Origin of the sequence: Parapusillimonas granuli (assembly GCF_013416525.1) — a bacterium.
GTDB classification, from domain to species: Bacteria; Pseudomonadota; Gammaproteobacteria; order Burkholderiales; family Burkholderiaceae_B; genus Parapusillimonas; species Parapusillimonas granuli.
Genome location: NZ_JACCEM010000001.1, coordinates 200,932 through 211,317, shown reverse-complemented (window position 1 = coordinate 211,317; position 10,386 = coordinate 200,932). Strand labels below are relative to the sequence as shown.

Here is a 10,386-nt window from a genome sequence, read left to right as displayed (position 1 = left end):
TCGGTCAGAGGTCGAGTACGAGCCGGTCGGAAAGGCTGCGCGAAATGCATATCTGCATGACCTTTCCTTCCTTTCGTTCAGCGTCGGATAAGTAGTAGTCGCGGTGATCGGGCGTGCCTTCCAGGACGTCCGCCTGGCAGACGCCGCACTCGCCCCGCTTGCAGTCGTACAGCGGATCGCAGCCGGCTTCCTCCAGCACTTCGAGTATGGTCTTGTCGGCCGGCACCTGTAGGACCAGGCCGGACTGCCTGAGCTCCACCTCGAAGGCGCGGTCGCCGGCCTGGGGGGCGGCGTTCACGAACAATTCGAAATGCACATGGGATTCCGGCCAGCCCAGCGCCAGCGTCTGGGCGCGCACGGCGTCTATCATGCCCTTGGGGCCGCATACATAGACGTGCCGGTCGCGTTCCGTGCGCTCCAGCAGCTGGTTCAAGGGCTGCGCCGTGCCGGGCTCGTCGTCGGCGTGCACCTGCAAGGCCGGCCCGTGCAGGCCGGCGAGCGGCGCAAGAAAAGCCATTTGCGCGCGGCTGCGGCCGTAATAGTGCAGGGCGTAGGGCCGGCCCGCGCGTTTCAGCGCGGTCGCCATGGCGGCGATGGGCGTGATGCCTATGCCGCCCGCGATCAGCACGGTTTCGGCCTCGTCGGACGGCGGGGCGTGCAGCGGAAAGTCGTTGCAAGGCCCTTCGGCCCGCAGGCTGTCGCCCACCTGCAGGCCGTGCATGTGCCGCGAGCCGCCCGTGCCGGGCTCTTCCAGCCGGACGCCCAGCCGGTAGTGCCGGGGCTCCCCGAATTCGTCGGCGCCGGCGTCCAGGCTGACCAGGGAATAGCACCTGGGGTCTTGCTGGCCGGGAATGCTCACCTTCAGGTGGGCTCCCGGGGTGAAGGGCGGCAGCGCCCCGCCGTCGGCCGCGGTCAGCAGGAAGGTCTTGATCAGCGGGGTCTCGACCCGTATGTCGGTAATGGAAAGGGCCAGCGTCGTCACGATGCGTCTCTTGGTTCGGTATTGATGGGTCCCGGCCGGCCCAGCAGGCCGTCCAGCATCCGGTCCAGCCGGCTGCCGTGGTCGTCGGCCAGCGCGGCGTCGCGCAGCGCCCGCAACTGCTCGGCGGCGTCGGCGCGGCCCAGCAGCTGGCTGGCGGCCAGGCTCAGCCTTTGGTATTTGCTCGTGCCGCGCTGATGGGTGTCGCTGTAGCCTTTCACCAGGCGGCGGATGTTGACGACCTCGACGGCGAGATCGTAATCATGATGGACGGTGTCGGAAATGAGCTTGAGCCATTGCGCGAGGCTCGCCCGTTCGTGCTGGTGGCGCAGCGTGCGGCGGCGGAAGCGCCGCATGCCCGCCAGGCCGTACAGCAGCAGGAAGCCGGTCAGGCCGCTGCTGCGCACGAAGCGCCCCTTCCGGAACAGCGGCTGCAGCGCGCGGACGAGGCGCGGCGAGCCTTCGATGGCGCGCCCCCATGATGCCGGCAGCGTGCCGCAGATTTCTTCCAGCCTGGGATGCATGTATTCGGTGGTGTGCAGGATCTGGCCGTTCGCCACGCCGGTTTCGGTACGCACCCGTTCCTCGCGGGACTGGCGGGTCTTCAGGTCGGCGACGCGGATCACGTCGTCGTAGGCCATGGCGACCGCCACGTAGCGCGCCGCGGCCGTGGTCAGGGCCCAATGCCGGGCCGGGCCGCCGAACTGGCCGTCCAGATTGCGGATGTCGCGCATGTGCGCAAGATATTCTTCGGCATAGGCCGCGTCCTGGAATTCCAGGACCCGTTGCAGGCCCGCCATGAGCATGGGCTGCGCTTCGGCCGGAAAGCCTCGCAGCTCGTCGAGCAGGGCCCGTGTGCGCGGGTTGCCCGATGCCGCCGGGATTTCGGCCTGGGGGCGCGCAAGGTCCAGCAAGGCCGGTTCCCGCGGCGCGCGCTCGGCCGCTTCCAGCCCCAGCCGGAATGCGCGCAAGCTGGCCTCCACGCCCACTCCGCCCCGGCTGATGGTGGCCTCGTAGGCGTCCCGCGGGAAGGGCAGCGCCCCGCTGCCCGCCAGGGCGCCGAACAGGCTGGCGCTGATGACGCTGCCGGCCTGGTCGGCCAGCGCCTGGAGGTCGAAGCAATAGAACTTGCGGGCGGCCTGCCGCCCGGCGGAAATGACGGTGTTCGGGTCGGCGATGCCGTTCCCGTGCGCGGCCTTCTCGGCGATGGCGTAGCTGCGGTGCGAGGACGCGATCAGCAGCGTGCGGTCGGGGGTGACCAGCCCGCGCTGGATGGCGCGGCCGCCTTCCATCAGTTCCGCGGCGACGACCACGTCCACGTCGCCGGGGGTGGGCATCATGGCCAGCACCGGCGCGCGTCCGGCCTCGGCCACCGCGGCTTCCGGAATCATTTCCAGGTAGTAGATGGTGGCGCCGGTGCGCTGCGCGACGCCGGGCACCGACGTCGTCTGCGCCCACCAGCCGGCGTGCTCGGCCATGTCGACGATCCAGTCGGCCAGCACGCCGCCGCCCTGGCCACCCATGGCCAGGATGGCGATCTTGATCGGCGTGCCTGCGGAAAACGCGGTGGAAGTCATGCGCATGCCCCTCGCGTTCAAAGACTGTGCCGCTGCAGCCGCGCCGTGCGCCGCGCCTGCAGGAAACCGATGACCCGGCGGCGCAGGCCGTCGGCCCATCTGTCCCAGCGGCCCGGATTGTGCACGATGTCGGCCCGGTAGAACGACGGGCACAGCACGGCGGCGTGCGATACTTCGCCGCAATTGCCACAGCCCACGCAACTGTTGTCCACGTAGGCGACCGGGTCTTCTTTCAAGGGATCGCCGCTGTCCTTCACGCTCAGCGACGGGCAGCCCGACAGCCGGATACAGGCGTGATCGCCCGTGCAGACGTCGGGGTCCACCCCGAAACGCTGCTGCACCGCCCGCTGCCCGCTCTTGACCGCCTGCCTGAACAGGGGCTTGATGCGGCGCTGTTTGTTCAGCATGCATTCCGACTGGGCGATGATGACCTTGGGGCCCGGCTCGGGCGTGGTCAGGGCTTCTTCTATGGTGGCGCGCATGCGCGCGACGTCATACGTGCGGTCCAGCGTCCTGACCCATTTGACGCCCACGCCGCGGACCGCTTTTTCGATGGGATTGTTGGTCGAGCGATGCTTGTTGGCCGCCCGGGAGGAAAGAATGTCCTGCCCGCCGGTGGCGGCGGAATAGAAGTTGTCCACGATGATGATGACGCCGTCGTGCTTGTTGAACACGGCGTTGCCCAGCCCGGATGCCAGGCCGTTGTGCCAGAATCCCCCGTCGCCCATGATGGCGATGGGGCGCTTGGCCGCCGGCACGTTGAAGGCGGCGGCGCTGGACGCGCCCAGGCCATAGCCCATGGTGGTGGCGCCCAGATTGAACGGCGGCAGTATGGAGAACAGATGGCAGCCGATGTCGCAGGCGATGTGATGCTGGCCGAGCTTTTCCTGGGCCAGGGTCAGCGCCGAGAAGACCGGGCGCTCCGGGCAGCCCGTACAGAAGCCGGCGGGGCGCGGCGGCACCACCTTGCCGAGTTCATCGATGACCGCAGGCGGGACTTTGCGCCGGAAGGACACCACCTGCTCTTTCAATGCAGGCGCAGCCGCGGCGGGCACGGTCGCCGCGGGCTGCGGCGAGACGCCCCCGGGCGCATGGGGTTCCAGGTCGGGCAGGCATTGCGGCGCGTGCCGGGCAAGAAAAGCCTGCAGGCCGTCACGCATCACGGCCGTGGTGTATTCGCCGGCCATGGGCAGCGGGTTCTTGCCGACCAGGCGGGTGGCGCTGCCGGCCTTGCGCAGGATGGCGTGCAGGTTTTGCTCGATATAGTCCGGCTGGCCCTCTTCGAACAGCAGCACCGCCTGCTTGCCCGCGCAAAAGTCCAGGACTTCTTCGCCGATGACCGGGTAGGTCACGTTCATCACGTACAAAGGCAGCCGGCTGTTGCCGAAGCTGTCGGCCAGGCCCAGCAGCTGCAGGGCCCGGATCACGCCGTTGTACAGTCCGCCTTGCAGGATCAGGCCGATGTCCTCGACCTCGCCGTCGAAGCGCTCGTTCAGGCCGTTTTCCCGGATGAAGGCCACGGCGGCCGGCCAGCGGTCGCGCACTTTCTCGTGCTCGTGCAGGAAGGATGCCGGAGGCAGCACGATGCGGTTGACGTCGCGCGCCGGCTGCTCCAGCGCCTGCGCCAGGCTGAACGCCGGGCGCTGGTTGTCCTTCGCGATGAAGCGGCCGTGCACGTGGCAGCTGCGTATGCGCAATTGAAGGATGACGGGGGTGCTGCTGGCCTCGGACAGCTGGAAGCCGTCTTCCACGGCCTTGACCATGCTTTCCAGGTTGGGGCGCGGGTCCAGCAGCCAGATCTGCGATTTCATGGCGAAGGCGTGGGTGCGTTCCTGCATGATGGACGACCCTTCGCCGTAGTCCTCGCCGACGATGACCAGGGCGCCGCCGGTGACGCCGCCCGAGGCCAGGTTGGCCAGCGCGTCCGACGCCACATTGGTGCCCACCGTGGATTTCCAGGTGACGGCCCCTCGGATCGGATACATGACCGACGCCGACAGGGTGGCGGCCGCGGTGGCTTCGGACGCGGAGGCCTCGAAGTGCACGCCCAGCTCTTGCATGATGTCTTGCGCATCGGCCAGCACGTCCATCAAATGGGAAATGGGCGAGCCCTGATAGCCCGCGACATACCCGACGCCGGATTGCAGCAGTCCCTTGGTGACGGCCAATATGCCTTCGCCGCGGAACTCCTGCCCGGCGCCGATGCGAAGCTGCCGCACCTCTTTCTTGAATGAGCGTTCTGCCATGTTCTTGTCTCCCGCGAAATACTTTAAGCTTCAAGTTGCGGTCGGTCAATATAAATATGAAAATTCATATAAAAGAGAAATTTAAGTGCGATAACAGTCGCTTGGATATGAGTACTTTCCATTATCCGGCGTGCCTCGGTCTTCTTTTTCCGAATTTTGCGCTACTATTTCCGCTTACCTTTACGATAGGCAGGCCTAGTCTCCATGTCGGCGGACACCCCTCGTTTCGTGCATCGCTATCTGGCTTCCGTGCTGGCGCAGGCCAGCCACCGGATTTCCGCCGAATTCCACGTCGAAGTCCGGAAGGCGGGGCTCACGGTCACCGAATGGCGGGTGCTGGCCAGCCTCATCGGCGGCGAAGGGGAGACCGTGGGCGTGCTGGCCCAGCTCGCGGTCACCAAGCAGCCCACGCTCAGCAAGGTGCTGCCCGGCCTCGAGGCGCAGGGCTACATCCGCCTGAAGACCGCGCGCTCCGACCGGCGCCAGACGGTGGTCAGCATCACCCCGAAAGGCGAAAGACTCATCGGCGGCCTGTGCGACGAGGCCATGGCGCATCAGCGACGGGTCCTGGCGGCGCTGGATGCCGACCATGCCGACCGGCTGGTGGAAATGCTGCGCGCCATCATCGCGCAGGCCGGGGCGCCCGCGGGGGCCGACGGCCCGCAACCGTGACCGGCCGCCCCTTGGGGCCTATCGGCGCTGACAGGCAGGCGGCACTGGTCCTGGGCGGCCGCTGAACCAGGCATATGGTTTGCCGGTCGAAATCAAGACTTTTCCAAGAGAGGTGCTTCCATGGCAATGTCTCGGCAGTATGAAAGCAAAGAACCCGCGCGGGACGCGGTCGACGTCGCCCCGGGGCCGCTGGTGCTGGAATTCGGGACGCCCTGGTGCGGCTACTGCCAGTCGGCCCAGCCCTTGATCGAGCGCGCGTTCGAACGGCATCCCGGGGTCCGCCACCTGAAGATCGAAGACGGCAGCGGCCGCCCGCTGGGCCGGTCGTTCGGCGTGAAGCTCTGGCCCACCCTGGTTTTCCTGAAGGACGGGCGCGAAACGGCGCGCCTGGTGCGCCCCCGCAAAACGGCGGACATCGAGGCCGCGCTGGCCTCCATCGTTTGATCTAAACCCTTGTGGAATCAAGAACTTTCCTTGCTTCCGGGAGTCGAATGAGCAGACGGAAATTTTATTAGCACTCGCTGCCATAGAGTGCTAACATTTGAACAACGCAGTTATACCGATAGGATCGCCAATCCGATGACACAAAGCTCGAATTCCCTGACTTTGTCCAACAATCAGTTGGCCCTCGCCATTTCCAACCCCGGCGCGCTGGGCACCATCGAAGCCTACATCAGCGCCGTCAATCGCCTGCCCTTGCTGACGCAAGAGCAGGAAACCGCATTGGGCAGGCGCCTGCGCGACGAATCCGACCTCGACGCCGCCCGGCAGCTCATCACCTCGCACCTGCGGCTGGTGGTGTCCATTTCCCGCCAGTATCTGGGCTACGGGCTGGCCCATGCCGACCTCATCCAGGAAGGCAACGTCGGCCTCATGAAGGCCGTCAAGCGCTTCGACCCGGACCGCGGCGTGCGTCTGGTCTCTTTCGCCGTGCACTGGATCAAGGCCGAAATCCATGAATACATCGTGCGGAACTGGCGCCTGGTCAAAGTGGCGACCACCAAGGCGCAGCGCAAGCTGTTCTTCAACCTGCGCCGCATGCGCCCCGACGGCCAGACCCTGGATACCGAGCAGGTCAACACCATTGCGCGCGAACTGAACGTGCGCCCCGAAGACGTCAGCGAAATGGAAGTGCGCATGTCCGGCCGCGAAATGGCCCTGGAAAGCCCGTCCGACGACGACGACAACAGCTACGCCCCCATCTCGTATCTTTCCGACGAAGGGCGGCAGGAGCCCTCGCAGGTGCTGGAACGCCGCGCCTACGACGCCCTGCAGGGCGAAGGCCTGGCCGAGGCCCTGGAGGGGCTGGACGACCGCTCGCGCCGCATCGTCCAGGCGCGCTGGCTGCGCGACGACGGCGGCGCCACGCTGCACGAGCTGGCGGGCGAATTCGGCGTGTCCGCCGAGCGCGTCCGGCAGATCGAAGCCGCCGCCTTCAAGAAACTGCGCCTGGCCCTGGCGCACTGAATGCTGAAGTAAAAAGTTGCAATTTGGGCGGGCGCGAACAGAACTTATTCACATCGCGCCTGACTAAACCTCATGATCGACGCCTTTGCACAGTGATGCGGGGGCCGTTGATCCCATCCGCTTCGGCTTCTCCTCTTCCCCTCCCTTTTGAAGCGGATGTTTATGGGACACCGGCAGGTGTCCCATTTTTTATCGAAAACGCGCTATCCTAGGGCCTGTCAAATCGGTGCTACCGGCGAAATAGCGATCCATGCAAATAGGGCATGTCGTTTTCGGGCTGGCCGGTCTGCTGGCCCTGGTGTCTTTCATGCCTCCGCTCGCAGGCCGCTTGCGCCTGCCTCATTCCGTCCTGCTGGCCATCGTCGGCTTCGTGCTCGGCCTGGTCATCCACGTCCATAGCTGGGCGCCGCTGGTCATGTCCGACTTTCTCGATTCCCTGCAGAATTTCGAGATCTCGTCCGAGGCCTTTCTTTTCATTTTCCTGCCGGTGCTGCTTTTCGAGACGGCCTTGTCCCTGAACGTGCGGCGGTTGCTCGACGACATCGGGCCGATACTGATGATGGCCATCGTGGCCGTGATCGTCTGCACGGTGTTCGTGGGTTTTTCGCTCGATGCCGCATCGGGCTACGGCCTGACGGTCTGCCTGATGCTGGGCGCCATCGTGGCGACGACCGATCCGATCGCGGTGGTGGGGGTGTTTCGGGAAGTGGGCGCGCCCAAGCGGCTGACGACCCTGGTCGAGGGCGAATCGCTGTTCAATGACGCGGCGTCGATCGCCTTGTATTCCGTGCTGCTCACCGTCATGTACGGCGGCGGCGAACTGTCGGCCGGCAAACTGTTCTACAGCTTCACCTTCAGCTTCCTGGGCGGCGGCGTCGCGGGCTTCCTGATGGGCCGCCTGGCAAGCGGCCTGTTCATCTGGCTGCGCGGCTGGCCCACGGCCGAAATCACCTTGACCGTGGCGCTGGCCTACCTGACCTTCTACGTATCGGAGCACTATTTCGGGGTGTCCGGCGTCGTGGCGACCGTGATCGCCGGCCTCGTGGTGGGTTCCACGGGCCGCACCCGCATGTCGCCGGCCACGTTCGAGCAGCTGGCGGGCGCCTGGTCGCAATTCGGGTTCTGGGCCAACTCCCTGATCTTCGTGTTCGCGGCCATGCTGATCCCGCGGATGATGGCCGACATCACCTGGACGCAAGTCATGCTGATCGCCCTGCTGTTCGCGGTGACGCTGCTGGCGCGCGGCCTCATGGTCTTCGGCGTCCTGCCGCTGCTGGGCCTGACCCGCTTCGGCACGAAAGTCAGCCGCGCGTATCGGGTGGTCATGTGGTGGGGCGGCTTGCGCGGGGCGGTGTCCCTGGCCCTTGCGCTGGCGGTCACCGAGCAGCACAACGTGCCCTACGAGGCACGCCAGTTCATCGCGGTGGCCACGACGGGCTTCGTGCTGGTGACCCTGTTCTGCAACGGCATCAGCCTGCGCTGGCTGATACGCCGCTTGCGCTTGAACGAGCTCACGCCCTTCGAGCGCAGCCTGCGCAACCAGGCCGTCATCGTCGCCCTGGACGACCTGCGCGACCAGACCCAGGACATCGCCGGCAGCGAGCACATCGGCAGCGAGGCGCGCGAACGGGTGCTGGCCGTGTTCGACGCCACGCAGGCCAGCCTGGACGGCGGGGAGCTGGCCACGCTTTCCCTGGACCAGAAAGTGTCCATCGGCCTGGCGACGATCGCGGCGCGTGAAGAAAAACTCTTCTTCGACACCTTGAAGGCGCAGGTCGTGGACTGGCGCGCCGCCGAATCGCTGCTGGCACGGGCCGAACGCATGAGCGACGCCGTCCGCGCGGGCGGGCTCAAGGGCTTCGAGGCAGCGATCAGCGCCGACCTCAGGTATTCCTTCGGCTTCCGGATGGCGCTGCGCCTGCACTACCTGTTCGGCTTCCAGGGCTGGCTGGCGGTGGAGCTGGCCAAGCGCTTCACCAACCTGATGGCCAAGCGCGGCGTCGCGCAGGAGCTCATCAAGTTCGCGGAAACCGATCTGCAGCCCTTGCTCGGCAAGGACGCCACCGACGTGATCATCGAAGCGCACCGGCACCGGCTGGCGCTGCTGAACAACGCGCTGCAGGCCATGGCGCTGCAATACCCCCTGTTCGCGCAGTGGCTGCAGGAATCCTACCTGGGGCGCATGGCGCGCGCCCTGGAGCGCCTGCGCTACCGCGACATGCTGGCCCAGTTCCTGATCACCGGCGAAATGTACGCCGACCTGATCAAGCAGGCCGAATACCGCTGGAGCCACGTCAAGAAGCCGCCCGCGCTGGACATCTCCATGAGCGCGAGCGATCTCATCCAAAGAGTGCCCATGTTCGAAGGCCTGGACCCCGGCGCGCGGGCGGCCATCTGCAAGGTGCTCAAGCCGCGCCTGGCCGTCCCGAACCAGCACATACGCATGCGCTTCGGGCGCAGCCGCGCCATGTACGTGGTGGCATCGGGCGCGGTCGTCGTGCAGCTGCCCGACGGTACGAGCGTGGAGCTGGGCACGGGCGAGATCTTCGGGGAAATGGCCTTGATGGGCGGCGAGGCGTTCGAGGCCGACGTCCGCTCACTGGGCTATAGCCGCCTGCTGATGCTGCATGAAAGCGACTTCAGGAAGCTGCTGGACCGCGATGCCGCGCTCAGGGAAAGAATCGAGGCGGTGGTGGCGCAGCGGCGCCGGGCCCTGCAGGTGTGGCGCGAATTCCAGGCGGGCGAACGGCAGCACGAGCCGCTGCCCGACCTGGGTTTCCCGATCGGCCCGCAAGGCCTGCCGGGGCAATCCTGAGTTCGAGCGGCCGGCGTGCTACAGCAGCTGGCGGATGTCGCTGGCGATGTCTTCGGCGCCGGCCTTGCCCGACACCAGCACGCGCGCTTCACCCTGCTTGTCGATGATATAGAAGGACGAGGCGTGGTCCATGGTGTATTGCCCGGGGGTCGGGCCGGCGGCCTTGGCATAGAAGGCTTTGAACGACTTGGCCGTGGTGGCGACCTGTTCGGGCGTGCCGGTCAGGCCGATGAAGCTGGGGTGGAAGGCCTGGACATAGGCCGAAAGGATTTCGGGCGTGTCGCGGTCCGGGTCGACGCTGATCATCAGCACCTGGACCTTGTCGGCGTCCTTGCCCAGCAGTTCCATGACTTGGGACAGTTCCGCCATCGACGTCGGGCAGATGTCGGGGCACTGGGTATAGCCGAAGAAGACCACGCAGACCTTGCCCTTGTAGTCGGCCAGCGTGCGGACCGCGCCGCTGGCGTCCTTCACGGCCATTTCGCGGCCCAGCTTGGTGCCGGTGATGTCGGACCCGAGGAAGGACACTTCTTTCTTGCCGCAGGCGGAAAGGACGGGGGCCAGGGCGGTGGCGGCCGCCAGCCCGACGAGGGCGCGGCGCTTGGTGGAAAAAGCAAACATAAGATATCC

At 66.4% G+C, this 10,386-nt stretch carries 8 protein-coding genes; 4 read left to right on the top strand and 4 right to left on the bottom strand.

The window, feature by feature from the left end:
- Positions 1-4: 4 nt before the first annotated feature.
- The 3 genes from H0A72_RS01060 to H0A72_RS01050 are packed head-to-tail and all read right to left on the bottom strand — an operon-like array spanning position 5 to position 4,802.
- Positions 5-982: a 2Fe-2S iron-sulfur cluster-binding protein gene (locus tag H0A72_RS01060; protein ID WP_180153013.1), complete on the bottom strand. Its 978-nt coding sequence runs from the start codon at positions 980-982 to the stop codon at positions 5-7.
- Positions 979-2,556: an indolepyruvate oxidoreductase subunit beta family protein gene (locus tag H0A72_RS01055; protein ID WP_180153011.1), complete on the bottom strand. Its 1,578-nt coding sequence runs from the start codon at positions 2,554-2,556 to the stop codon at positions 979-981. Before H0A72_RS01055 ends, H0A72_RS01060 begins: the two co-directional genes overlap by 4 nt.
- Positions 2,557-2,573: 17 nt before the next feature.
- On the bottom strand, positions 2,574-4,802 hold the full coding sequence (locus H0A72_RS01050) for a ferredoxin family protein (RefSeq protein ID WP_180153009.1): 2,229 nt from the start codon (positions 4,800-4,802) through the stop codon (positions 2,574-2,576).
- A gap of 204 nt (positions 4,803-5,006) precedes the next feature.
- Here H0A72_RS01050 and H0A72_RS01045 point away from each other — a divergent pair, with 204 nt between their 5' ends.
- The 4 genes from H0A72_RS01045 to H0A72_RS01030 all read left to right on the top strand — a co-directional run bounded on the left by H0A72_RS01045 (position 5,007) and on the right by H0A72_RS01030 (position 9,756).
- Positions 5,007-5,474 carry a MarR family winged helix-turn-helix transcriptional regulator gene (locus H0A72_RS01045; protein WP_180153007.1) on the top strand — a complete coding sequence of 156 codons (468 nt, stop codon included), beginning with the start codon at positions 5,007-5,009 and terminating at the stop codon, positions 5,472-5,474.
- Between the two features lie 120 nt (positions 5,475-5,594).
- Complete coding sequence (locus tag H0A72_RS01040; protein ID WP_180153005.1) at positions 5,595-5,918, top strand: thioredoxin family protein; 324 nt, start codon at positions 5,595-5,597, stop codon at positions 5,916-5,918.
- A gap of 135 nt (positions 5,919-6,053) precedes the next feature.
- Positions 6,054-6,941 carry an RNA polymerase sigma factor RpoH gene (gene rpoH / locus H0A72_RS01035; RefSeq protein ID WP_180153004.1) on the top strand — a complete coding sequence of 296 codons (888 nt, stop codon included), beginning with the start codon at positions 6,054-6,056 and terminating at the stop codon, positions 6,939-6,941.
- 250 nt (positions 6,942-7,191) lie between these two features.
- On the top strand, positions 7,192-9,756 hold the full coding sequence (locus tag H0A72_RS01030) for a cation:proton antiporter (RefSeq protein WP_180153002.1): 2,565 nt from the start codon (positions 7,192-7,194) through the stop codon (positions 9,754-9,756).
- Positions 9,757-9,774: 18 nt separating this feature from the next.
- On the opposite strand, the gene H0A72_RS01025 is transcribed toward H0A72_RS01030, so the two are convergent.
- Complete coding sequence (locus H0A72_RS01025; protein ID WP_180153000.1) at positions 9,775-10,377, bottom strand: SCO family protein; 603 nt, start codon at positions 10,375-10,377, stop codon at positions 9,775-9,777.
- Between the last annotated feature and the right edge of the window lie 9 nt (positions 10,378-10,386).

What these genes read in the sequence shown, in the direction of transcription:
- H0A72_RS01055 (WP_180153011.1), bottom strand. Translation starts at nt 2,556, where the DNA reads ATGACTTCCACCGCGTTTTCCGCAGGCACGCCGATCAAGATCGCCATC.
- H0A72_RS01050 (WP_180153009.1), bottom strand. Translation starts at nt 4,802, where the DNA reads ATGGCAGAACGCTCATTCAAGAAAGAGGTGCGGCAGCTTCGCATCGGC.
- H0A72_RS01045 (WP_180153007.1), top strand. Translation starts at nt 5,007, where the DNA reads ATGTCGGCGGACACCCCTCGTTTCGTGCATCGCTATCTGGCTTCCGTG.
- H0A72_RS01040 (WP_180153005.1), top strand. Translation starts at nt 5,595, where the DNA reads ATGGCAATGTCTCGGCAGTATGAAAGCAAAGAACCCGCGCGGGACGCG.
- rpoH (WP_180153004.1), top strand. Translation starts at nt 6,054, where the DNA reads ATGACACAAAGCTCGAATTCCCTGACTTTGTCCAACAATCAGTTGGCC.
- H0A72_RS01030 (WP_180153002.1), top strand. Translation starts at nt 7,192, where the DNA reads ATGCAAATAGGGCATGTCGTTTTCGGGCTGGCCGGTCTGCTGGCCCTG.
- H0A72_RS01025 (WP_180153000.1), bottom strand. Translation starts at nt 10,377, where the DNA reads ATGTTTGCTTTTTCCACCAAGCGCCGCGCCCTCGTCGGGCTGGCGGCC.